Source organism: Hymenobacter sp. R533113 (assembly GCF_056835965.1).
On the sequence record NZ_JAKWBD010000013.1, the window covers coordinates 1,518,137 to 1,540,837 of the forward strand.

The following is a 22,701-nucleotide window of genomic DNA, read 5'->3' on the forward strand; positions in this document are numbered from 1 at the left end:
TTTTTACTGTTTGTTCTACTAGTTGCCAGACCCAGCCGACTCAATAGCAGTGATAAGCTCCTCATCTGAAAGATCTTCCATCCATTCTTTATTAAGCGCTAGCCTCACTGTTTGGGCGCCGCCGCTGGGCGTACAAACTACTGTCACAGTTCCATCTTCTGATTCGGCTAGCTTGGTGGCTTGCTCGGCGGTTTTGCTATCGAGGCCGGCATAGGCTTGCACACAGGTCCAGGTGGTATTTGAATGGTCGGTTATTTCACGTTGTTTCATCATGCCCCAAATACGAAAGCGCTGGGCAGAGGGTGGGTTGGCTACCCGAAAAAGCTATCCACCCGTGTACCAGCCTTCGTGGCTGTGGCTCTTGTTTTTGTGTATATTTAAGAACACATCCAACTTCTCTTTTTATGGACTGGCTTACTGTTGTTTTACTGTTGCTTTTTGGCTTGCTGTTTTTAGTAGTTGAGGTACTCTTTATTCCGGGCACTACTTTGGTCGGGCTGATCGGCTTTGGGTTGCTGGTGGTGGGCGTATGGCTGGGCTATCGTGATTTGGGTTCTACCGCGGGCCACTATGCGCTGTTGTTTTCAGTGGTAGCCGCGGGAGTTATGCTGTATGTGGGCCTCCGACCGAAAAATCTGCATAGGTTTGCCCTCACCGATGTGAATGACAGTCACGTGCGGGATGTGCGCCGCCCCGATGTACAGCCCGGCACTACCGGGCGGGCTCTATCGGCGCTACGCCCGGCCGGTACTGTCTTATTTGGTGATGATCGGCGTGAAGTCGCCACGCGGGGCGAATTTCTGGATGCCGGCACCCCCGTGCGCGTTCTGGGCATCGAGCAGAACCGTATTATTGTAGAGCAAGCATAACCTTTAAAGCAGTACCAAGCTTAGCTTTAGAAAGCCCCCCGCCTGCTTTTTCCTTGTTTCACTTACGCCTAACGCCCCAACTTAATGGAGTTTCCCTTCGTCCCGCTTGCCATCGCGGCGGTAGCTCTGCTGGTCTTTTTATACTTCTTTCCTATTGGCCTCTGGATTACGGCTATTTTCTCGGGCGTGCGGGTCAGCCTGTTTCAGCTGGTGCTCATGCGAGTGCGCAAGGTGTCACCCACGCTCATCGTCAACTCTTTGATTACCTCGACTAAGGCTGGTCTGGAGCTGACTGCGAATGATCTGGAAACGCACTATTTGGCTGGCGGCAATATTCCCAGCGTTATCAAAGCGCTTATTTCGGCTGATAAGGCCAATATCCCGCTCACTTTCAAGCAAGCTACTGCTATCGACCTGGCCGGCCGCGACGTATTCGAGGCCGTCACCACTTCCGTAAATCCCAAAGTCATTAATACGCCCAACGTGGCGGCGGTAGCGCAGGATGGCATTCAGCTTATTGCCAAAGCCCGCATTACGGTGCGCGCCAACATCACGCAGCTTGTAGGAGGCGCGGGTGAAGAAACCATTCTGGCTCGTGTAGGTGAAGGCATTGTAACCAGTATCGGCTCGTCGCGCTCCCATAAAGAGGTGCTCGAAAACCCGGATAAAATATCGAAGCTGGTGTTAAGCAAAGGCCTGGACGCAGGAACGGCCTTCGAGATTCTCTCCATTGATATTGCTGACATCGACATCGGCGAAAACATCGGTGCCAAGCTGCAAATTGACCAGGCCACGGCCGACCTGAAAGTGGCCGAAGCTAAAGCCGAAGAACGCCGGGCTATGGCCGTAGCCGTGGAGCAGGAGAACCGCGCCAAGACGCAGGAGGCCAAAGCCCGCGTAGTGGAGGCCGAAGCCGAGATTCCGAAAGCTATGGCCGAAGCGTTCCGCAGTGGCAACCTGGGTATTATGGACTACTACAAAATGCGCAACATTCAGTCGGACACCGACATGCGCGACTCCATTGCGAATCCTGGGGGGCAAAGTAGCAGCAGCAAGCCCGGCCGCGACGAGACCCGTCAAAGCTGATAAGCAGCCGCACCAACCAGCGCTTTTGCCGTATTGTTTAGTATAAAGAGCCACCCAGACACTTCACGTTCGGGTGGCTCTTTGCTTTATAATCCGGCAGTGCTGCCTGGGCAAGCCTACTCTTCCTTATTCCTGCGGCAGCTCTCTATTAAAATGGGCTTTCAGAATATCGTTCACCTTTTCCTTTGTCAATGGCTTATTCAGGAAGCCCGCAATGCCTAGTTGCTGCACGCGCGCCACATCGCGCGGGTGCAACGAGGTGGTGAGCATAATGATGATGACGGGCTCGTTAGGCGTAAACGGAAGCTGGTCGTAGGCCTCCAGAAACTCGAAGCCGTTCATCACGGGCATGTTCACATCGAGCAATACCAGCGCCGGGCAGTTGGCCTCCCGACACTCCTTCTCAAACAGGGAAAGTGCCTCCCTGCCATTCAGGGCCGTAAGCAGCTTCTCCGTCATGTTGAGCCCTTCCAAAAGCCTCTGATTGAGAAAGTTATTAATTCGGTCGTCGTCTACTAAGAGGGTGCAAGAAATCTTATCCACAGGCAGAGGTAATATTGGGCGTTCAGCGTAGGAAAAGCGTGTCTTTATTGCTGCTTCAGACAATCAAATGCCCTGCTTGTGTAGAGATACGCTGGTTTTTCGTTTTTAATTTGAAGTACGGCTACTCGCTGAAGTAGACGATAAAAGTAGGATCATAGTTTAGATGAGCCTACAATCTCATAATCTCCAAACTTCAAATTCACGGTTCTCCAGAACCTGATGTCACACGTCACTACGAGAATTGCAGGCCACAAAAAAGCCCCCCAGCAGACTGGGGGGCTTTTTTGAAAGGGAAGTTATAGATAAGCGAAACGCTACTTCTTCGTAATCCTGAATTCCACCCGCCGATTGAGGCGGCGCGTTTCTTCCTGATCATTGCTGCCTACGGGCTTGCTGCCCCCAAAGCCTTCTGTGGTGATACGAGTGGCAGAAATGCCCCGCGCCACCAGGTACTTTTTTACCTCATTTACGCGGTCCAGGCTCAGCTTCACGTTCAGAGCCGGGTCGCCTTGGTTATCGGTGTGGCCTTCCAGCCTGATTTCCATATTCGGGTACTCCTTCAGAATCCCGATCAGGCGTTGCAGCTCCGGGTATGAGTTCTCCCGCAGAAGGAACTTGCTCTGGGCAAAGAAGATGTTGGTCAGCTTGATGGTTTGCCCCACCGTAAACGGAATCAGATACAGGTCCTGCGTAAGCTCGGTGTACTTCTGCCGGTCGGTTACGTCGATATTGTCGCTCTCGGAAATGTAGTTGGCCGCCTCGGCGCGGTAGCCATAGTGCGCTCCTGAAGGCAATACAATCGTATAGGAGCCATCTACGGGACTGGTTTCTGCTACGCCCAGCTCTTCGCCGGTCAGCAGATTTTCATAGCGAATTTTGGCGGCAACGGGTTTTTTGGTGGTTGCATCCAGTACGCGACCCCGAACCAGGGTTACTACCTCCGGCCGAAACTGGGGCGTGAGGCCAATGCGGAAAATATCGCGCGAGCCTTCTGTTCCATTGCGCGACGATACCAGGTAAGCATCGTCTCCCGCCGCCGACACGGTATAGTAAGCGTCGAAGTCAGAGGAATTGATATTGGAGCCCAGATTACGCGGCTTGGTCCAGCTAGTCCAGGTGTCGTCGAGGCGCTTGCTGTAAAAAATGTCGCTTTTGCCGTAGCCGCCATGGCCTTCCGAAGCGAAATACAGGGTTTTGCCATCGGCAGCCAGGAACGGTGCAAACTCAGCCTTCTTGGTATTCACCGAGGTACCCAAATTGCGAGGCTTCTCCCAGGTTTTACCGTCGCTCTTAAGCAAGCTTACGTACAAATCCTGCTCACCCTGCCCATCTTTGCGCTCTACCGCCATCAGCAGCTCCTTGCCCGATGTAGCGAGATAGAAGTCAACGTTTTCGGGGTCATCGTTATAAAAATCCTCCACCACCATCTTCATCGGCTTTGTCCAGCCGGTGGGTGTACGCCGGGCCATGCTCAAGCCTTTCGGATCAAGTGAGCCATCGGGGTTGTAGACGTTGATCAACACTACAGCATTACCATCCGATGAAACCGACGCCAAGCCATTGGGGCCGGGCGTGTTAATTGGTCCTCCTATGTTCTTGGCGGGGTTCCACAACTTGGCTGCGGCATCGCGCAGCGTGCTATACCACACGTCCTGCACATCTTCTCTGCCCCCCACATTCTGCGGGCTTTCCTGACGAGCGAAAAACAACGTCTTACCATCAGGTGAGATAACCGGGTGGGTATCAACGTATTTTGAATTGATCGCAGGTCCCAGGTTCACCATCATCGAATCGGCCGACACGCCGTTATCATCTGCGGGGGTCGTTTTGAATTCCTCCTTCACCATAGTGGCTACTACGTCGGCAATACCGATGGCATCAATCTGATTCACGCCATTCACCTTGAGCGTGTTCATGGTCACAATCACGCCAATAGTCCGGTAAGTGCCCGGCTCAAAAGTCACTTGCAGAGAGCGAAACAGCTCCGGAATAGGGCCCGGATTTTTGTTTTCATATACCTGGTGCTTGCCGCCCCGCGTGTCGACCAATTCAATTTTAGTAACCGAACCAGGATTGAAATTTTCCACGACCGTCACCTGGCGGGCAATCAGCGACTTGCTGAAGCGAATTTCAACAAACTCCTCTTTGCCTTCCTTTTTGGGAATCCAGGCATCGTTGCTTACCTGGCCGAGCGGCTTGGCATTAGGCTCACCTAGTACCTTCTCGGGCGAAAAGGCCTCTTTCCCCTCAGCCTTCTGCGACGATACTTCTACTACTTTGCTAGCCCATACAGCATGCTGAGCCTGAGCCTGTAAGCTTAAGCCCAGCACAACTGCCAACGTCAAAAAACACTTATAAATACGCATACTTAACATCAAGAATATTGGGAGTCAGCACATTCGACCCCTCCTTAGCTTCGTTTTTCGCCTAACTACAATCTTAGTAAAATCAGCAAGCTGTCCAGTTTGCGAAAGCTAAGCCAAAGCTACTCACTGTGATGGTAATGGAGTATTTTTTAAACTATGACTTTATCCTTATAAAAGGGAGGCACAAGGCATTAGCGTCAAAAAAGCCTGTTTACGAAGTGTAAACAGGCTTTCTTACCAAGAGCCAAGCAAGCAGCTACAGCTGTTTAGGGCTGAAGAGTAAATGTGCGGGTAACAGAGTTGAAAGGTCCGGGAATAACGGTACCATTCGTATCGACCAACTCCAGCTGTACGGTGTTTTGGCCGGCCGGCAAGCCTTCCATCATATATGGCAGCCATTGGTCCAGCATAAACTCAGTCCCGTTGATGGTAGCGCGTACTTTGTTGCCTTCTGGGCTCAGCGTCGTATTAACCAGATAAAAATCCAGCATTACCTTCTTGGTATCGTTGCCCGAATAGGTGTCTTTGGGCCGGCTATAGAACATGTGGGGAGCCGCCAGATCGGCCCCCAGCGGCGTTACGGGTGCTGAGCCTACATTGATTAGGCGCAAGTCGTAGGCGCCACGGTGCTTGAGGCTCTCATGGTAGGAGCGCGACAAAAATGAAAGCACCACGTGCTGCCCATCCGGGATATTCTTGGTAAACTCAGTCGTGTAGTGCGCGGTGTAGGGCTCGTTATCTACGATATTATGAATGTGCTGGCCCTGCTGCGAATTTGCCATGTGCTCGGCATGCACCCCACCGGTCATTTTGGTAAGCTGGAAGTTGCTCAGGTCGTAATCAAAAGCCACTGCGCCGGAGGCAAGCATATTGCCGGCAATCGGCGACTTCAGCCGCATCTGCGACTCCGGGTATTTAGGTGAGTCATTGAAAGGCGTCAGACGAATACCATTCTTTTCTATGCTGGACAAACCGCCCGGAGTCGTATTCTCCGCTATAGTTTGAGCCGCGGTTTCGGTTTGCTGACGGGTTGTGTCGCAGGCTACGATGCTCAGTAACATGGCGCCATTAAGGAGTAAAGTTGATGCTTTCATAATGAAAAGTGGAATAGTACCAAAAGAGCCGACTATCCGGTCTCGTTGAGCTACAAAGATGACATTTGATTTTTGAGTACCTTGCAGGATACGAAATGATTGCTCAAAAGTATCTTCATTTTCCGCTATGGACCCAACATTGCTGGAAGAAATTCCATCCCTCGACCTAGCCGACTTCCGGTCGGGCGACCCGGAGCGCAAGCAGCGCTTCGTTCAACAACTCGGTGATGCTTACCAAAGCATCGGCTTCGTGGCGCTGCGTAACCACGGCTTAACCGAAGAGCAAACCACCCAGCTCTACGCCGACGTAAAATCCTTTTTCTCACTGCCTGATGAGGTCAAGCAAAGCTACGAGAACCCTGCGCTGGCCGGCCAGCGCGGCTATATCGGTAAAGGGAAAGAGCACGCCAAAGGCCGCAACACCGGCGACCTGAAAGAATTCTACCACGTAGGCCAAGAGGTAGATGACGCGAACGACCCCATCAAAAACGAGTACCCGGACAATATCTGGCCGAATGAAGTACCCAGCTTTCACCAGACCACGCTGACCACCTACAAAACGCTGGAAGCGGCGGGTAAGGACGTATTGCGGGCTATTGCTTTGTATCTGAATCTGCCCGAAAATTATTTCGACGATAAGGTGCGCAACGGCAACAGCATTCTGCGGCCCATCCATTATTTCCCCATCGAGAACCCCGACGCGGTGCCGGCCGATGCCGTGCGGGCCGCCGAACACGGCGACATCAACCTGATTACGCTGCTCATGGGAGCCTCGGCCGACGGCCTGCAAGTATTGCGTCGGGATGGCAAGTGGATTCCCATCACGGCCCTGCCCGACCAGATTGTGGTAAACGTGGGCGACATGCTCCAGCGCCTGACCAATGGCGTACTTCGGAGCACCATTCACCGCGTGGTCAATCCGCCCCGCGAGAAAATGAATTCTTCGCGCTTCTCGGTCCCGTTCTTCATGCATCCGCGCTCCGAGATGAGTTTGGCGGCGTTGGAAAGCTGCGTTACGCCCGACAATCCTAAGCAGGAAGAAGATATCACGGCCGGCGAATTTCTTAATGAGCGTTTGATCGAGCTTGGCTTGAAGAAAAAGTAGCCGTTGTTGTCAGCTAGTATCTGGTAGCCAACATTTTTGAGGTAAAAAAGCCCCCCGGTATTTTTCTGGGGGGCTTTTTTCTGGTAATACCGTATCTTTTCTTCAAACTATGAAGGCCTTCGTATCTGGCTGTTAAAACTACCAAGCCCAAAAAAGTGGAAACGGAAGAGGTCAGCTTGGTTCCCCCACCCCGGCGGAGCGGTAGCCGCACCAAGCGCGTACGCGGCATTATTTTCCTGAAGGATGTGGCCGTGCTGGCTCTCACCACTTTCGGTGGGCCGCAAGCGCACCTAGCCATGATGTTCCGCCTGCTGGTAGATAAGCGGCGCTATCTCACGTCGGCTGAGCTGATAGAAATCACGGCCTTGTGTCAGATTGTGCCCGGGCCCTCCTCCACCCAAACCATTACTGCTATTGGCTTTCGGCTGGGCGGCCCCAATCTGGCTTATCTCACGCTGCTGGTCTGGATGACGCCCGCCGTGACGTTCATGACCATTTTTGCGCTCAGCATCAGCTATTTAGACCCTAGTCTGGTAGCTCGACTGGTGCAATTCGTACAGCCGATTGCTATTGGCTTCGTGGCTTATTCAGCTTACAAAATCGCCGAAAAGGTAATTCATACCAAGACCTCCGTAGCCCTGATGGTGTCGGGGGCCATGTTGGCTTATTCCTTCCAGCTGCCGGCCGTATTGCCTTTGCTATTGTTGGCTGGGGGCTAATTACGGCCTTTCGCTATAGTAAATTGCCTGAAGTGCAGCACAAGCAGCCCCTACGCGTTGAGTGGGCCAATTTTATTCTTTGGCTGGGTGTACTCATTACCGCGGCCGTACTTGGCCATTACACGCGCTGGCTACCCGTGCGGCTTTTTGAGAATTTTTACCGCAACGGCAGCCTCGTATTCGGGGGCGGGCAAGTATTGGCGCCGCTGCTATTTGCGGAGTTCGTGGAGTTCAAGCGCTACCTCACGGCCCCGGAGTTTCTATCGGGGCTGGGGTTGGTGCAGGCTATGCCGGGGCCTAATTTTTCCTTTGCTTCCTACATCGGTGCGCTGGCCATGCGCCGGGAAGAGGCCGGTGTAAGCGGGCAGCTATTGGGTGCGCTGGTAGCTTCGGCGGGTATTTTTCTACCGGGCACTTTTCTGATCTTCTTCCTGATTCGCTTCTGGGACCAACTCAAGCAGTACCGGGTGGTGAAAGCGTCGCTGGAGGGTATTAATGCCGTGAGTGCCGGCCTGGTGTGGGCAGCTACCTTTCTGCTTTATCACCCCTTGCCGGATACACCCGTTAATCTGATACTGGTAGCCGCTACGTTTCTGCTGCTGCTGTGGAATAAGATCCCGTCTTATGTTATTATCGGCGCTGGATTGGTAGCTGGCGCTTTGCTTTAACATTGCTCTGGCAGTCAGCTAAAAAGCCCCCAGAATTATTCTGGGAGGCTTTTTAGTGGTTGCTTCTGCGAGTTTACTCTTCCAGCATCTGCGTCTCAGGCAAGCGAATCAGGTAATCGCCATAGCCGCTTTTGCGCAGGGGCTCGGCTATTTTGCGTAGCTGATCAGCCGTTATAAACCCTTGCCGGTAAGCAACCTCCTCGATAGAGCCGACCTTCAGGCCCTGCCGATGCTCAATTACGCGCACAAACTCTGAGGCCTGCATCAGGCTCTCAAACGTACCCGTATCCAGCCAAGCCGTGCCTCGGCCCAGAATACCAACCTTCAGCTTACCGCGGCGCAGGTACTCCTGGTTCACGTCCGTGATTTCGTACTCGCCCCGGGGACTGGGTTTTAGATTGCGAGCAATCTCAAGCACTTCATTATCATAAAAATACAACCCTGGCACCGCGTAGTTGCTTTTCGGCACTTTCGGTTTTTCCTCGATGCTGAGGGCCTTCTTATCAGCATCAAACTCCACGACGCCGTAGCGCTCGGGGTCATTTACGTGGTAGGCATACACCACGCCGCCGTCGGGGTTGCTGTTGTTCTGCAGCAGCTGTTCCAAACCTTCGCCATAGAAAATATTATCGCCCAATACCAAGGCGACTTTATCATCACCGATAAAGTCGGCGCCAATTACGAAAGCCTGCGCCAAGCCGTTGGGCACTTCCTGAATGGCATATTGGAAGTTGCATCCCAAGCTAGTGCCGTCGCCGAGCAGACGCTTAAACTGCTCTTGGTCGTGGGGCGTCGTGATCAGCAGGATGTCCCGAATTCCGGCCATCATCAAAATCGATAGCGGATAATAAATCATTGGCTTGTCGTACACGGGCATAAGCTGCTTGCTAACGGCCAGCGTGAGGGGATGCAACCGAGTGCCGGAGCCACCGGCGAGGATAATACCTTTCATTGGTTAGTCTTGCTAAATATCGAAGAAAATCTCTGTGGAGGCACTTAGAGTGCCTAATTGCTTTCGCGAATAAACGCTTGGTTTGCTTTAAACCACGCCAGTGTTTGCTGTAAGCCTTCCCGAATACGAATCTGAGGATCGTAGCCAAGCAGGTTTTTGGCTTTTGAAATATCGGCCAGTGAGTCGCGGATGTCGCCGGGACGGTCGGGGCCGTACTCGGGGGTGATGTCGGAGCCGGCCTCTTCCTTGAGAATATTAAAAAGGTCGTTAAGCGACGTGCGGTCGGCGACGGCAATATTGTAGACCTCATTCAGCGCCGCCGGATTGGTGGTTAAAGCCGCTCTGATGTTGGCCTGTACGCAGTTTTCGACGAAGGTAAAGTCGCGCGTCTGGCCGCCGTCGCCATTCATGCGGGGGGCTTTTCCCTGCAAAACCGCGTCAATAAACAACGGAATTACGGCCGCGTAGGCACCGTTTGGGTCTTGCCGGGGGCCAAAAATATTGAAGTAGCGCAGGCCGATAATGGGCAACCCGTAAGTTTTACCAAACACGTCGGCGTACAGCTCATTCGCGTACTTGGTCACGGCATACGGCGACAGGGGCTTACCGATGCGGTCTTCTACCTTGGGCAGGTGGGGCGAGTCGCCGTAAGTGGAGGAGGAGGCGGCATACACAAAACGCTGTACGTTAGCCTCTTTAGCAGCCACCAGCATATTCACAAATCCCCCTACGTTCACATCATTACTGGTGATGGGGTCATTAATGGAGCGCGGCACCGAGCCTAGCGCAGCCTGATGCAACACCACATTTGCCCCCCGGCAAGCCGCCCGGCACACCTGCGGGTCCCGGATGTCACCTTCGATAACTTCCAGCGCGGGGTGCCCCTCAAACAAACGCACGTTTTTGCGGAAGCCATTGGAATAGTTGTCCAGCACCCGTACACGCCCGGCGCCGTACTTCAGCAGGTACTCGACCAGATTGGAGCCAATGAAGCCAGCTCCGCCCGTCACCAAAAAGGTTAGGTTGTCAAGTGGCTGGTCGTGGAAGGGGGTTTCGTACACGTTATCGAGAAAATGAGGAAGGAAAGAGGAGCCACTACCATGCTGTATACAGATCCTCTTCCAACATTAATTACTGTATTGCTGCTGGTAATAGTCCTGGTAGGCGCCAGTGGTCACGCGTTCCAGCCACTCGGTGTTCTCCAAGTACCAGTCTACGGTCTGGGCCAGGCCTTGCTCAAATGTGACGGAGGGTTTCCAGCCCAACTCATTCATGATCTTGCTGGAATCGATGGCGTAGCGCAAATCATGGCCGGCACGGTCTTTCACGAAGGTGATAAGCTTGCGCGAAGTGCCGGGGGCCTGACCGGTTTTCTCATCGACCACATCACAAAGCAGATGAATCAGCTCCAGGTTCTGCCACTCGTTTACGCCCCCGATATTATAGGTGTCGCCCACTTTGCCTTTATGGAATACCGCGTCGATGGCCGTCGCATGATCTTTTACGAAGAGCCAGTCGCGCACATTTTCGCCTTTACCATACACGGGCACCGGCTGCTGAGTGCGGATGCGGTGAATAGCCAATGGAATCAGCTTCTCAGGAAAGTGGTTAGGGCCGTAATTATTCGAGCAATTGCTCAGCTTTACTGGCAGGCCGTAGGTGTGATACCAAGCCCGCACAAAGTGGTCGGAGCTGGCCTTGGAAGCGGAGTAGGGTGAGCGGGGGTCGTAGGAAGTGTCCTCCGTGAACATGTCAGGACCCATTTCCAGGGAGCCGTATACTTCGTCGGTGCTTACGTGGTAGAACGTTTTGCCCTCATACCCCAGCGGTTTCCACAGGTTTTTGGCCGCGTTCAGCAAATGAACTGTCCCGAGCACATTGGTTTTCACGAAAGCCAGCGGATCGGTAATGGAGCGGTCCACATGCGACTCGGCAGCGAGGTGAATCACCGCATCGGGCTCCTCGTGGGCAAACAGCTCGTCCACAAACTGCTGGTCGGCAATGTCACCTTTTACGAAGCGATAATTAGGCGCATGCTCTATGTCGCGCAGGTTTTCAAGGTTGCCTGCGTACGTTAGCGCATCCAGATTAAGTATCTGATACTCCGGGTATTTGGCCACAAATAGGCGCACCACGTGCGACCCAATAAACCCAGCCCCGCCGGTGATAATAATTTTCATGTTTTCAATGGGTGAATGAGTGAATGGGTAGATGGGTGAATGGGCGGATGAGGGTACTTCAACATTCATCGGCCTATCCACTCATTCACCCATTAGTTTTTGCTGCCACTTCCAGGAGCTGGCCAAGCTCTCTTCTAGGGTGGTTGTGGTCTGAAACCCTAACACCTGGTTAGCCTTCGTTACATCGGCATAGATGGCCGGAACATCGCCGGGGCGGAGAGGGCCGATAACGTAATTGAGTTTCTGGCCCGTGGCCCTCTCAAACGTCTGTACTACTTCCAGCACGCTGTTGCCGCGGCCGGTGCCCACATTGAAAGTTTCAACCGCCTCGCTTTCCCCCTTCAACAGACGCTCCACGGCCACCACATGCGCCTTCGCTAAGTCTACCACATGGATGTAGTCACGGATGTTGGTGCCATCGGGCGTGTCATAGGTATTGCCGAAGATGGTAAGCTTCTCCCGAATACCAGCCGCCGTTTGGGTCACAAAAGGCACTAGGTTATTGGGTATGCCCAGGGGCAGCTCGCCAATCAGGGCCGAAGGATGGGCGCCGATAGGATTGAAGTAGCGCAGCAAAATGGTGCGCACGGCACTATTAGGCGCAGCTACTACATCACGCAATATGTCCTCGCAAACCTTCTTGGTGTTGCCGTACGGCGAAGTGGCCGGCTTGGTAGGCGTTTCCTCCGTCACGGGCAACTGATCAGGGATGCCGTACACGGTGCAGGAAGAAGAAAACACCAGGTTCGACACCTCAAATTCCCGCATCACTTTCAGGAGCGTGAGTAAGGAGCCAACATTGTTTTGATAGTAAGCCAGCGGCTTCTGCACCGACTCGCCAACGGCTTTGTAAGCGGCAAAGTGGATGGCACCGCGCACGTCTTTTTCGTGCGCAAAAACCTCCCGCAGAGCTAGCTCATCAGCGCAGTTGATGGCATAGCACGTAATGCTCATACCCAGAATCTCTTCCAGCCCGAGCATCACCGACTCGGCAGAATTGCTGAAGTTATCCACAATAATGGGTTGATAACCTGCTTCGTACAGCTCCACCACCGCGTGGGAGCCAATGTAGCCAGCGCCGCCCGTTACCAGTATTTTCGTTCTTTCCATGTCTGAATAGATGAATAGGTGATTGAGTGAATGGGTGATTGATGTAGAGCTGAATGTCCGGCCATTCACTCATTCGCCCACTGATCTTACAAGCTCCAATAGTGCAGATCCTGCATCTTGCTGCGATACAAGCCTTTAATATCAACCAAAATGGCGTTCTCGGCCGTGATGGCCTTGAAATACGCCTCGTTCTTGTCGAGGTAGGACTTGTGTCCTACGGCTACAATGACGGCATCATAGTCAGTCCGGGTTTCTTCAGCGGACGTAAGGCGGAAGCCATACTCATGGTGTAGCTCGTCGGAGTCGGCGTGGGGGTCCACGATGTCCACATTCACCGAGAAGTTTTTCAACTCCTGAATTACGTCGGCTACCTTGGAGTTGCGAATGTCTTCCACGTTTTCCTTAAAGGTAGCGCCCATCACCAGCACCCGGCTTTTGGCTACATCTTTCCCTTGCTTGATTATCATCTGCACCGTTTTGCGGGCGATGTAAGCTCCCATATTATCGTTGGTACTGCGCCCCGAAAGGATAACCTTAGCATCAAACCCTAACTCCTTCGCTTTGTAGGTCAGGTAGTAAGGATCGACTCCAATGCAGTGGCCACCTACCAGGCCGGGCGAGAACTTGAGGAAGTTCCACTTGGTGCCAGCCGCTTCCAATACCTCATAAGTGTTGATGTTCATGCGGTCAAAAATTAGCGACAACTCATTCATCAGCGCAATGTTGACGTCGCGCTGGGTGTTCTCGATAATCTTGGCGGCTTCGGCCACTTTGATGCTGCTGGCCCGGTGTACACCGGCTTTCACCACCAGCTCATAGAGCTTGGCAATGATGTCCAGCGACTCCTCATCGCAGCCTGCTACTACTTTGATAATGCTGGTCAGCGTGTGCTCCTTGTCGCCGGGGTTGATGCGCTCGGGCGAATAGCCCACCTTGAAATCCTGGGGAAATGACAGGCCCGACAGCTTTTCCATTACTGGAATGCAGTCTTCCTCGGTGCAGCCAGGGTACACGGTGCTTTCAAACACCACGTAATCACCCTTTTTGAGCACTTTGCCCACGCTGGTTGAGGCGCCCAACAGAGGCTTCAAATCGGGCATGGCGTGTTCGTCGATGGGCGTGGGCACGGCTACAATGTAGAAGTTAGCCTCACGCAGTACTTCCAGCGAGTCGGTGAACGTGATGTCGCAGCCCTCGAAATCCTGGGCCTCCAGCTCACCGCTGGGATCTATGCCGTTGCGCATCAGGTCGACGCGGGCGGCGTTTATATCAAAGCCGATAACGCTGAGCTTGCGGGCAAACTCAAGGGCGATAGGCAAGCCCACGTACCCGAGACCGATAACGGCTAGCTTGGCTTTTTTCTGAAGTAATTGCTCGTACACAGGGAGAGGAAATTCTAAATATTAACTTATTAATTCTGGATTGAAATAACAGGTAGCACCTGATTATCAAAGGTTAATTCGTACTGCGCGCCGGTTTCGGGGCAGGTCGCACGGTTGTTTACATCGAACGTAAGGCGGTGACCAGCAGGACTCATCCAGCCCTGGGGGCGGGCCGGATTGCCATATACCAAGGAGTAAGGAGCCACGTCGCGGGTTACTACGGAGCCAGCACCTACAAAGGCGTACTCACCGAGCCGAACCCCGCATATAATGGTAGAATTGGCCCCCACGCTTACGCCGCGCTCCAGCACCGTTGGCTGGTATTCGTGGCGGCGCGGCACGGCACTGCGCGGGTTGCGCACATTGGTGAATACGACAGATGGACCCAGAAAAACGTCGTCGGCGCACTCTACGCCCGTGTACAGGCTCACGTTGTTTTGCACTTTCACGTTGCGGCCCAGGCGGACGCCGTCAGCTATCATCACGTTCTGACCGATGGTGCAATTGTCGCCTAGCTCACAGCCCGCCATCAGGTGGGTGAAGTGCCAGATGCGACACCCGGCGCCAATGCGGCAGCCGTCGTCGAGCACGGCGGTAGGGTGAGCAAAATAAGCAACCGTATCAGTCACGAAAGCAGATAGCTAGCTCGGCAGGCCGCCGATTTTGAGCCCGCAAAGGTAGGACTTTTTACGTTTGAGAAATTTAAGAGGGCAACTTTGAGAAGTTCTGATTCCGCGAGCGAGGGTATGCTTACGCGCCGAAAACCCCGCTCGCCATGCGGTCTTTACCAAACATATCCTGCTGAATTTGCCCCCCGCGTACCCTAGCTCCGCGAGTAGCTTGAGGACTGCCTCCGCATACTGCTCGTTTATTTCGAAGTACAATTTGCCCCCCGGCCGCAGCAGTTCCTGCCCTAGCTCAGCGATGCGGCGGTAGAAAAGCAGTGGGTCATTATCAGGCACAAACAGCGCGGTAGCAGGTTCGTATTCCAGCACGTTGGCCCGCATTTGGGGCCGCTCACTCTCCAGCACGTAGGGCGGATTGCTCACCAGCACCGCCAGGCTGTGGGGGGCAATTTCGGTTGGCGTGGCTCGCAGAATGTCGACTTGCTGAAACTCGACGCCCGGTGCGTAGCGGGCCGCATTGCGCCGGGCCACGGCCAGCGCCTCAGCCGAAATATCTATTCCTATTACCCGCGCTTCCGGCAGCGCCTGGCTGAGGGCAATCGGAATGCAGCCCGAGCCGGTTCCGATGTCCAGAATAATAAGCTGGGGGACATTTTTCTGTTCTTTACTGATAAGCATCACCAGCTCTTCGGTTTCGGGGCGGGGAATGAGCGTGACGGGCGTTACTTCCAGCTCCAGACCGGCGAAATGCGCTGTGCCCAGTACATATTGCAGAGGCTCATGACGCAGTAGCCGAACCTGGGCGGCTTCTATCAATTGCTCCTTCTCCGGCGGAACCAGCTCGGTGGCCTGCATACGGCGCTTCAATGGAGTCAATTCCAGGTAATGCTCTAGCATCTGCCCGGCAATAGCAGCGGCTTCTTGCTCGGAATAAATGCCCCCCAGCTCGGCGGTGAGGCGGCATGTTAGCTCCAGGATGATCATACGAAGCGGGGTTTGTACCTTCGGCCATAAAGCTACGTTCCTCCCACCCCGTATGCGTGATTTTGATGAACTGATAATGCGCCGCGCCCTCGATTTGGCCCGGCGGGGCTTAGGCTATGCGCGCCCCAACCCTGTAGTTGGCTGCGTGGTCACCCACCAGGGCCGTATCATCGGTGAAGGCTGGCACGAGCGCTACGGCGGTCCGCACGCCGAGGTAAATGCCCTGGCGGCCGTTGCCAACAAAAGTCTGCTGCCCGAAAGCCGCGTGTACGTGACGCTGGAGCCCTGCGCCCACTTTGGCAAAACGCCGCCCTGCGCTGACTTATTGATTAGCAGCGGTGTACGCGACGTGGTAATATGCAACCTCGACCCAAACCCACTGGTAGCCGGCCGGGGCATCGACAAGCTGCAAGCCGCCGGCGTGCGCGTGGAAACGGGCGTGCTGGAAGCGGAAGGCCGGTGGCTGAATCGGCGCTTCTTTGCTTTTCAGGAGAAAAAACGACCTTATGTAATCCTGAAATGGGCCGAAACGGCCGACGGACTACTGGCCGGACGGTTTTATCAGCCCATTCAAATCAGTGGCGAGCTAGCCCGCGTGGCGGTGCACCAGTGGCGAGCCGAGGAGCAGGCTATCCTGGTCGGTACCCGCACGGCTCTGCACGACAACCCAAACCTGAACGTGCGTGATTGGCCCGGCCAAAACCCCGTGCGCGTAGTCATCGACAAAAACCTCAGTTTGCCCCCCAGCCATCATCTGCTGGATGGCCGGCAGCCGACCTTGGTCTACACCTACCGCGAGCGGGCCACCCGGCCCAACATCGATTACATCAGGCTGCCCGAAGCGGAAGACTTATTCCCCTGCATTTTAGCCAATCTATTTGAGCGTCAGATACAATCGGTGCTGGTGGAAGGCGGCCCTACCGTGCTGACGTCTTTACTAAAAGATGGGCTGTGGGATGAAGCGCGCATATTGCGCAGCCCCAAAACCCTGGGCGCGGGCATTGCTGCCCCCCAATTGGGCATCAGGCATTTGCACGAACAGGTAACTCTCGGCGATGATATGCTGTTTATTTATCATCATTATCGCACATAATAGGCCTGCTACCGGCAGATGTAGAGCCGTCAATATGCGTTTACTATATCTGTTGAGGTTGTTTAACGGCCGGACACAGGTATGCGTCTCTACGACCCTCTAATTGACCTTACAAGCAACTTCCCGATTTTACACTCATGGCTGAAGAACTCCTTCTCGACCTCACGCTCACCAAAGCCGAAAAATACCGTCAGCTCCTGCCCCAAATAGAAGCCCTAACCGCTGGCGAACCCGACCTGATTGCCAACTTGGCCAACACGATGGGCGCTTTAAAGCAAGCTTTCGGCTTTTTTGGGTGGGCGCTTACTTGGTAAAAGACGCTGAACTGGTACTCGGGCCTTTTCAGGGACCCATTGCCTGCACCCGTATCCGACACGGCAAGGGCGTATGTGGTACCAGCTGGGCCCAGGCTCAGACGCTTCTTGTGCCCGACGTAGCGCGCTTTCCCGGTCATATTGTGTGCAGCAGCGAGTCCAAGTCGGAAATCGTGGTGCCGGTGCGCAAGGATGGAAGGGTAGTCATGGTACTTGATGTCGACAGCGACCAGCTCAACGACTTTGACCAGGACGACCAGCAGGCGTTGGAACAGTTGGCGGGGCTAATGGCAAGCTGGTTTTAAACACGCAATCAGTATGCGCAAAGTCGTGCTTTACATAGCCGCCAGCCTCGACGGGTACATCGCCTCACCCGACGGCTCAGTGGATTGGCTGCCAGCTCCACCGCCAGACGAAGACTACGGCTATGCCGAATTTCTTGCCACTGTTGATGCCACGTTGCTGGGCCGCACCACCTACGAGCAGGTGCTTACCTTTGGTGAATGGCCTTATCCAGGGCTTACTAATTACGTTTTTACCAGTAACCCTCCCGCCAAACCGCCGCATCCATCCGTCAGATTTGTGACGACAGACACAGCCGCGTTTGTTGGAGAATTGCGGCAGGAAGCAGGCGGCACCATCTGGCTAATTGGCGGCAGCAAGCTTGCTGCACCGTTGCTGGCCGTAGGGCTAGTTGATGAGTTGATGCTATTTGTCGTTCCGAGGCTATTAGATGAAGGCATTGTGCTGTGGCAGGCTCCAAAACACGCACAGCCGCTTAAGCTGCTCCACAGTCATACCTGGCCCGACGGCATGGCACTGTTGCATTACCAGCTAACCAACATTGAATAAAAAAGCCCCCCAGAATGATTCTGGGGGGCTTTTTTAAATATAAGAGCTTGTATGAACAAGCTAAAAAAGACTTGGCGTTTGCGTTTTCAACTGGGCAATGACTGTTTCGCCGCCCTTCACTTTATCCCCGAGCTGTACTCTCAATTCGGTGTCCAGAGGCACGTATATGTCGACGCGGGAGCCGAACTTAATAAAGCCGAACTCTTCGCCCTGGCTTACTTCGTCGCCTTCGCTCACGTACCATACAATGCGGCGGGCCATAGCGCCGGCAATCTGCCGGAAGAGCACCATAGGGCCAGCTTCCGACTGCACCACAACCGTGGTACGCTCGTTTTTGGTGCTGCTTTTGGGGTGCCAGGCAACTAGGTAATTGCCAGGATGATACTTAAAATAGCGCACCACACCCGATATAGGGTTGCGGGTGATATGCACGTTGATGGGCGACATAAAGATGCTGATCTGCTTGCGCGTATCATCAAAATACTCAGGCTCGTGTACGTCTTCGATCACGACCACTTTGCCATCGGCGGGGGCAATGAGCAGATCTTCGTGGGTGAGCAGGTTGCGATAAGGACTGCGGAAAAATTGCAGCAACAGCAAAAATGCCACTGCCGATGCCCCTACAAATATAAAATTGAAGGTTTCGTTGCGACTATTAAACCGGAACAGCAACAAGTTAACGGCTAGCAAGGCCAGCAGCGTGAAGAATAGTATACGTCGTCCTTCTTTGTGAATCTTCATAAATCGCAGATTAGCTGCGCTGACCTAAGACTGAACTCAACCGGCAAAATGCGCGGCTATGGGGGTTCAGTTAATCAAACAGATAAGGAAACTGATTTAGTTGCCAGGTTTAGTCACGAATGTACAAAAGCCTGACAAAGATAGCCCGGACCAAATGGTCCGGGCTATCAGGTAGACAGTTTTACAACTATTCTGTTTGCATACGCACAATTCAGCTGCTTGGTCTATTAACCAAGGAAACCGACACTGGCATATACGCGCTTGAGCTTAGTAGCCGCCGCGGAACTTGTACGTCTGGGCTACTTTATCGATAGCAACTATATAAGCCGCGATGCGCATAGGCACATTATATTTCTGGCTGGTGGCATACACCTTCTCAAAAGCATCATTCATGATGCGCGCAGCGCGCTCAATCACCATGCTCTCGCTCCACTTGTAGCCCAGGCGGTTCTGCACCCACTCGAAGTAAGATACGGTAACGCCGCCGGAGTTAGCCAGAATGTCGGGCACTACCATGATACCCTTGCGATTGATAATATCGTCGGCGCTGGCCGAGGTGGGCCCGTTGGCACCTTCCACGATCAGCTTCGCCTGAATCTGCTCGGCGTTGTGCTCCGTGATTACGTCCTCTACGGCGGCGGGCACCAGCACATCTACGGCGCTGATCAGCAGGTCATCTGGGTCCATGGAGGTAGCGCCCGTGTAGCCTTCCAACCGGCCATTATGCGCGTTTTTGTAGGCAATGGCCTCGTCGATGTTGATGCCTTCTTCGTTCCAGTAGGCACCGCTGATATCGGATACGCCCTTGATTTTCACACCTTTCTCGCAGAGCAGCTTTGCCGCCCACGAGCCTACGTTGCCGAAGCCCTGCACCGCTGCCGATGACTTGGTGGGGTCCATACCGAGCTTTTTCATGGCGGCAATGGCCGACACCATTACACCCCGGCCCGTAGCCTCTACCCGGCCCAGCGAGCCACCCATTACCAGCGGCTTGCCCGTCACGACGGCGGGCGAAGTTGCGCCCGTAGTCTTGGAGAATTCGTCCATGAGCCAAGCCATTTCGCGCGGACCAGTACCCATATCGGGGGCCGGAATGTCACGGTCGGGGCCAAATACATCTTTCAGCGCCAGCGTGTAGCCGCGGGTCATCCGCTCGATTTCACCGGCACTCATCTTCGTTGGGTCGCAGATAATACCGCCTTTGGCTCCGCCATAGGGAATATCGACTACGGCGCACTTCCAGGTCATCCAGGCGGCCAGGGCTTTTACCTCGTCGAGGTGCACGTGCATGTCGTAGCGGATACCGCCTTTCGACGGGCCCAAAATCGTGTTGTGCACCACGCGGTAACCTTCAAATACCCGAATCTGGCCATTGTCCATGGTCACAGGAATGTTGACGATTACCTGCTTATCAGGTGCTTTCAGCACGTTATAAGTTGATTCGTCTAAACCCAGAATCTCAGCCGCGATGTTAAAGCGCGACATCATTGATTCCAGCGGATTTTCGCGGTCCACGATAGGGGCCGGCTCTTTGTACACCGTGGTGACAGCCATAGAAGAGGGAGGATTGAGAAAGGGTGGGATTATAATTGGAGGCGCATCAAGGCCGGGTGGAGCCCTAAATGCCCCTTGTGTTTGGGGTGGTCAAAGGTACTAGGTTTGCGCATACGCTAAATAAACCGCCGTGGTGCTTCGCTGTGCAATAATTGCCCCAATCCAGATGCTACGCCTCGTTTAAGACGTGGAAACAGGTTTTAGCTCCACAGCTGAAAACCGTGGAGACTTTTAATTAACTTATTGAAAATTAGAGGTATATAAAATATTTCCAGGCATTAATCCTCATAAACCGAGGAACATACTAACTAAGACCCCTACTCTATTAATAATTGCAGCAGCACCAGCACCGGCAGCACCAGCAGCAGGGCATCGAACCGGTCGAGCAACCCGCCGTGGCCGGGCAGAATCCGGCCGGAGTCCTTTACGCCTACACTGCGCTTTAGCATCGATTCGGCCAAGTCGCCGAGCACGCCAAATACGGCGACTACAGCGGCGGCCACCAGGCGGTGCGCGAGGGGCATATCGGGCAGCAAATAGCCTAAGGCCCAGCCCATAACCAGCGTGAGCAGCGCGCCGCCAATCCAGCCTTCCCACGTTTTGCCGGGCGAGATGTTGGGGGCCAATTTGTGCTTGCCCATAGTTTTGCCGGCGATGTAAGCACCCGTATCGGCGGTCCAGACGAGGAAAAGCAGAGCCAGAACCCGGCGGTAGTCATAGCCTTCTTCGGTGAAAGCCAGCACGCTGAGCAAACTCATCGGGATGCTCACGTAAAACAAGCCCAGCAGATTCACCCCAATGTTGCCAAACGGGTTCTTAGACCGTGGCCAGAGGATCATTTCCCGCAAAATCAGCAGGACTGGTATGAGGACTAGGCTACTAAGCAAGACCCGTTGAACCAGAAACCCAAAAGAGTAGTAGGCTACTGGACTACCCGCCGCAGTATCAGCGTTATAAATCTGAATGGCAGAATTGCCCGCCGTATTGTAGTGACCGGCTCCTGCTATTAAGTGCACCCCTATGAAGAGCAGCACACTTACGCCTACGCCAATAGCCGCGACCGGCGCGTAGCCGGTCTGGCGCATCATACGGTAAAATTCGAGCAGCATTTTGGCCTGCACCAGGGCAAAGAACACCGCGAAGCTCCACGCGCCGTACCAGATGCAGCCGAGTAATAGGGCCGCTCCCAGGGCCCCGAAAATAACGCGTTGCGCGAGGTTGGACATCGGCTTCTTGCCCGGCGGCTGGTCGGTCAGAATCGGTTCGGCTGGGGCGGGCGTGGGGGGCAAAATAGCGGGGCTAATTAAAAGGTGAAGCTAGGAAGCCGACTTGTCATTATCGACCTCGATGCCCCGGCCGCTAAGCGTGTGGCGCTCCTGCGGAACGGGAGCATTGGCGGCGCGCACGGCTACCCCGGTACTGCCAATGGTGTGGACTTCGGTGGGCTCGGCGGTGGGGGCCATTTTTTGATATAAATGATAGAGTATTCCAGCGGTGAGTAAGGCCGAGATTAGCACGAGCGGCCACGGCAGGCTTTCCGTCGAGTCAGGATTGAAGGCAGCGGTAGTCAGGGCACGCTGCTGCACTAAGTACAGCAGCAACAGCTGAAAGGCATTCTGGGTGAAATGAGCCGCCATGGGCACCAGAATATTACCGCTCCAGGCGTACAGGTAACCAAAGATTACACCCAGCGCCAAGCGCGGAATGAAGCCAAAAAACTGGAAGTGAATGGCGCTGAAAATAGCCGCCGCCAGCCAGATACCTACGTGGTGACTGCCCGTCCAACGCACTAGGTTGCGCTGCACTACTCCCCGAAATACCAGCTCCTCGCTAATGGCGGGCACAATGGCAATAACGAGCAAGGCCACCAGCAGGCGCGTAACGGAGTTGAACTGCGTGAGCGACTTGGTCATGGCTTCCGCCTGATCTTCCAGCTGCCGGGCCCACGCTTCAAAGCCTTGCATGAAAGGCGGGAAATGCATCTTGGCATTCCACTCTACCAGGCTCGACATGGCAGGCAGGCTGACGATGACGAGCACCCCGGCCAATAGCAGCCATTCGGTAGGTGTGGGACGGCGGGGGGCAAAATAATCGGCCCAACGGTAACCCTGCATCCAGGCCAACACCAGGGCCGAACCGGCAAAGCCAATAAACAGCGTCAGTCCCTGGCTGAGCATAAGCAGTGCCCACCCATCGGGGTGCGAGTTGGGCTGGCGCGTCACGTTGCCCATTTCCAGCAAGCCGATGCCATAGATGCTACTGGCCAGGACGGCAATGAAAAAAGTAGCTATGCACAGCGCGCCCACCATCAGGCCAACGAGCAAGAGCAGGGTCAGCAACGGGTGCAAGCGACTGGACACGAAACCTTTCATTGGGGTCAGAGTGTAGAGGTGGGAGCTTAGAGGTGAGAGGTGAGACGTTGTTCTATTTCACTGACGTAGAGCGAAAGTCTCACCTCTCACT

At 54.3% G+C, this 22,701-nt stretch carries 20 protein-coding genes and 2 pseudogenes; 7 read left to right on the plus strand and 15 right to left on the minus strand.

Annotation, left to right across the window (positions count from 1 at the left end):
* Nucleotides 1-18: 18 nt before the first annotated feature.
* Entirely contained in the window at nucleotides 19-273 is a 255-nt protein-coding gene (locus tag MKZ35_RS15955; RefSeq protein ID WP_482514199.1) for a hypothetical protein, read from the minus strand.
* 29 nt (nucleotides 274-302) lie between these two features.
* Between MKZ35_RS15955 and MKZ35_RS15960 the strand changes: the two genes are divergently transcribed.
* Together MKZ35_RS15960 and floA are read left to right on the plus strand one after the other, a co-directional pair.
* On the plus strand, nucleotides 303-869 hold the full coding sequence (locus MKZ35_RS15960) for an NfeD family protein (protein WP_482514200.1): 567 nt from the start codon (nucleotides 303-305) through the stop codon (nucleotides 867-869).
* An 84-nt stretch (nucleotides 870-953) separates the two neighbouring features.
* The gene (floA, locus tag MKZ35_RS15965) at nucleotides 954-1,955 is read left to right on the plus strand and encodes a flotillin-like protein FloA (RefSeq protein ID WP_482514201.1); all 1,002 of its coding nucleotides are present in this window, start codon (nucleotides 954-956) and stop codon (nucleotides 1,953-1,955) included.
* Nucleotides 1,956-2,081: 126 nt separating this feature from the next.
* On the opposite strand, the gene MKZ35_RS15970 is transcribed toward floA, so the two are convergent.
* The 3 genes from MKZ35_RS15970 to MKZ35_RS15980 all read right to left on the minus strand — a co-directional run bounded on the left by MKZ35_RS15970 (nucleotide 2,082) and on the right by MKZ35_RS15980 (nucleotide 5,958).
* Nucleotides 2,082-2,498: a response regulator gene (locus MKZ35_RS15970; RefSeq protein ID WP_482514202.1), complete on the minus strand. Its 417-nt coding sequence runs from the start codon at nucleotides 2,496-2,498 to the stop codon at nucleotides 2,082-2,084.
* Nucleotides 2,499-2,812: 314 nt separating this feature from the next.
* Nucleotides 2,813-4,843 (minus strand): OmpA family protein, encoded by a 2,031-nt coding sequence (locus tag MKZ35_RS15975; RefSeq protein WP_482514203.1) that lies wholly within the window; start codon nucleotides 4,841-4,843, stop codon nucleotides 2,813-2,815.
* Between the two features lie 287 nt (nucleotides 4,844-5,130).
* Nucleotides 5,131-5,958, minus strand: coding sequence for a hypothetical protein (locus MKZ35_RS15980; protein WP_482514204.1), 828 nt, complete (start codon nucleotides 5,956-5,958; stop codon nucleotides 5,131-5,133).
* 127 nt (nucleotides 5,959-6,085) lie between these two features.
* On the opposite strand from MKZ35_RS15980, the gene MKZ35_RS15985 reads away from it, so the two are divergent.
* Together MKZ35_RS15985 and chrA are read left to right on the plus strand one after the other, a co-directional pair.
* On the plus strand, nucleotides 6,086-7,063 hold the full coding sequence (locus tag MKZ35_RS15985; RefSeq protein ID WP_482514205.1) for an isopenicillin N synthase family dioxygenase: 978 nt from the start codon (nucleotides 6,086-6,088) through the stop codon (nucleotides 7,061-7,063).
* 176 nt (nucleotides 7,064-7,239) lie between these two features.
* Nucleotides 7,240-8,450, plus strand: a pseudogene (gene chrA, locus MKZ35_RS15990) (chromate efflux transporter).
* Between the two features lie 73 nt (nucleotides 8,451-8,523).
* On the opposite strand, the gene rfbA reads toward chrA, so the two are convergent.
* The 7 genes from rfbA to prmC all read right to left on the minus strand — a co-directional run bounded on the left by rfbA (nucleotide 8,524) and on the right by prmC (nucleotide 15,684).
* Nucleotides 8,524-9,402, minus strand: coding sequence for a glucose-1-phosphate thymidylyltransferase RfbA (gene rfbA, locus MKZ35_RS15995; RefSeq protein ID WP_482514206.1), 879 nt, complete (start codon nucleotides 9,400-9,402; stop codon nucleotides 8,524-8,526).
* A 53-nt stretch (nucleotides 9,403-9,455) separates the two neighbouring features.
* Nucleotides 9,456-10,463 (minus strand): SDR family oxidoreductase, encoded by a 1,008-nt coding sequence (locus MKZ35_RS16000; RefSeq protein ID WP_482514207.1) that lies wholly within the window; start codon nucleotides 10,461-10,463, stop codon nucleotides 9,456-9,458.
* 66 nt (nucleotides 10,464-10,529) lie between these two features.
* Complete coding sequence (rfbB, locus tag MKZ35_RS16005; protein WP_482514208.1) at nucleotides 10,530-11,582, minus strand: dTDP-glucose 4,6-dehydratase; 1,053 nt, start codon at nucleotides 11,580-11,582, stop codon at nucleotides 10,530-10,532.
* 81 nt (nucleotides 11,583-11,663) lie between these two features.
* Nucleotides 11,664-12,692 carry a UDP-glucose 4-epimerase GalE gene (galE, locus tag MKZ35_RS16010; protein ID WP_482514209.1) on the minus strand — a complete coding sequence of 343 codons (1,029 nt, stop codon included), beginning with the start codon at nucleotides 12,690-12,692 and terminating at the stop codon, nucleotides 11,664-11,666.
* Between the two features lie 86 nt (nucleotides 12,693-12,778).
* Nucleotides 12,779-14,074 carry a nucleotide sugar dehydrogenase gene (locus MKZ35_RS16015; RefSeq protein WP_482514210.1) on the minus strand — a complete coding sequence of 432 codons (1,296 nt, stop codon included), beginning with the start codon at nucleotides 14,072-14,074 and terminating at the stop codon, nucleotides 12,779-12,781.
* Between the two features lie 29 nt (nucleotides 14,075-14,103).
* Entirely contained in the window at nucleotides 14,104-14,703 is a 600-nt protein-coding gene (locus MKZ35_RS16020; RefSeq protein ID WP_482514211.1) for an acyltransferase, read from the minus strand.
* A 12-nt stretch (nucleotides 14,704-14,715) separates the two neighbouring features.
* Nucleotides 14,716-15,684: a peptide chain release factor N(5)-glutamine methyltransferase gene (gene prmC, locus MKZ35_RS16025; RefSeq protein WP_482514212.1), complete on the minus strand. Its 969-nt coding sequence runs from the start codon at nucleotides 15,682-15,684 to the stop codon at nucleotides 14,716-14,718.
* Nucleotides 15,685-15,736: 52 nt separating this feature from the next.
* Here prmC and ribD point away from each other — a divergent pair, with 52 nt between their 5' ends.
* The 3 genes and pseudogenes from ribD (at nucleotide 15,737) to MKZ35_RS16040 (ending at nucleotide 17,943) form a co-directional block, all read left to right on the plus strand.
* Nucleotides 15,737-16,777 carry a bifunctional diaminohydroxyphosphoribosylaminopyrimidine deaminase/5-amino-6-(5-phosphoribosylamino)uracil reductase RibD gene (gene ribD / locus MKZ35_RS16030; protein WP_482514213.1) on the plus strand — a complete coding sequence of 347 codons (1,041 nt, stop codon included), beginning with the start codon at nucleotides 15,737-15,739 and terminating at the stop codon, nucleotides 16,775-16,777.
* 137 nt (nucleotides 16,778-16,914) lie between these two features.
* Nucleotides 16,915-17,396 (plus strand): annotated as a pseudogene (locus MKZ35_RS16035) (GAF domain-containing protein).
* 13 nt (nucleotides 17,397-17,409) lie between these two features.
* On the plus strand, nucleotides 17,410-17,943 hold the full coding sequence (locus MKZ35_RS16040; RefSeq protein WP_482514214.1) for a dihydrofolate reductase family protein: 534 nt from the start codon (nucleotides 17,410-17,412) through the stop codon (nucleotides 17,941-17,943).
* Nucleotides 17,944-18,003: 60 nt separating this feature from the next.
* On the opposite strand, the gene MKZ35_RS16045 is transcribed toward MKZ35_RS16040, so the two are convergent.
* From MKZ35_RS16045 to MKZ35_RS16060, 4 genes are all read right to left on the minus strand, one after another.
* Nucleotides 18,004-18,684 carry a phosphatidylserine decarboxylase family protein gene (locus MKZ35_RS16045; RefSeq protein ID WP_482514215.1) on the minus strand — a complete coding sequence of 227 codons (681 nt, stop codon included), beginning with the start codon at nucleotides 18,682-18,684 and terminating at the stop codon, nucleotides 18,004-18,006.
* 267 nt (nucleotides 18,685-18,951) lie between these two features.
* Complete coding sequence (locus tag MKZ35_RS16050; RefSeq protein ID WP_482514216.1) at nucleotides 18,952-20,238, minus strand: Glu/Leu/Phe/Val family dehydrogenase; 1,287 nt, start codon at nucleotides 20,236-20,238, stop codon at nucleotides 18,952-18,954.
* Nucleotides 20,239-20,555: 317 nt separating this feature from the next.
* Complete coding sequence (locus MKZ35_RS16055) at nucleotides 20,556-21,527, minus strand: phosphatidate cytidylyltransferase (RefSeq protein WP_482514217.1); 972 nt, start codon at nucleotides 21,525-21,527, stop codon at nucleotides 20,556-20,558.
* A 27-nt stretch (nucleotides 21,528-21,554) separates the two neighbouring features.
* Nucleotides 21,555-22,610, minus strand: coding sequence for a CPBP family intramembrane glutamic endopeptidase (locus tag MKZ35_RS16060; protein ID WP_482514218.1), 1,056 nt, complete (start codon nucleotides 22,608-22,610; stop codon nucleotides 21,555-21,557).
* Nucleotides 22,611-22,701: the final 91 nt, after the last annotated feature.

Excerpts from the sequence above, each read along its gene's own strand:
- MKZ35_RS15955 (WP_482514199.1), bottom strand. The coding sequence starts at position 273 with ATGATGAAACAACGTGAAATAACCGACCATTCAAATACCACCTGGACC.
- floA (WP_482514201.1), top strand. The coding sequence starts at position 954 with ATGGAGTTTCCCTTCGTCCCGCTTGCCATCGCGGCGGTAGCTCTGCTG.
- MKZ35_RS15980 (WP_482514204.1), bottom strand. The coding sequence starts at position 5,958 with ATGAAAGCATCAACTTTACTCCTTAATGGCGCCATGTTACTGAGCATC.
- MKZ35_RS15985 (WP_482514205.1), top strand. The coding sequence starts at position 6,086 with ATGGACCCAACATTGCTGGAAGAAATTCCATCCCTCGACCTAGCCGAC.
- rfbA (WP_482514206.1), bottom strand. The coding sequence starts at position 9,402 with ATGAAAGGTATTATCCTCGCCGGTGGCTCCGGCACTCGGTTGCATCCC.
- rfbB (WP_482514208.1), bottom strand. The coding sequence starts at position 11,582 with ATGAAAATTATTATCACCGGCGGGGCTGGGTTTATTGGGTCGCACGTG.
- galE (WP_482514209.1), bottom strand. The coding sequence starts at position 12,692 with ATGGAAAGAACGAAAATACTGGTAACGGGCGGCGCTGGCTACATTGGC.
- prmC (WP_482514212.1), bottom strand. The coding sequence starts at position 15,684 with ATGATCATCCTGGAGCTAACATGCCGCCTCACCGCCGAGCTGGGGGGC.
- ribD (WP_482514213.1), top strand. The coding sequence starts at position 15,737 with ATGCGTGATTTTGATGAACTGATAATGCGCCGCGCCCTCGATTTGGCC.
- MKZ35_RS16040 (WP_482514214.1), top strand. The coding sequence starts at position 17,410 with ATGCGCAAAGTCGTGCTTTACATAGCCGCCAGCCTCGACGGGTACATC.
- MKZ35_RS16045 (WP_482514215.1), bottom strand. The coding sequence starts at position 18,684 with ATGAAGATTCACAAAGAAGGACGACGTATACTATTCTTCACGCTGCTG.
- MKZ35_RS16050 (WP_482514216.1), bottom strand. The coding sequence starts at position 20,238 with ATGGCTGTCACCACGGTGTACAAAGAGCCGGCCCCTATCGTGGACCGC.
- MKZ35_RS16060 (WP_482514218.1), bottom strand. The coding sequence starts at position 22,610 with ATGAAAGGTTTCGTGTCCAGTCGCTTGCACCCGTTGCTGACCCTGCTC.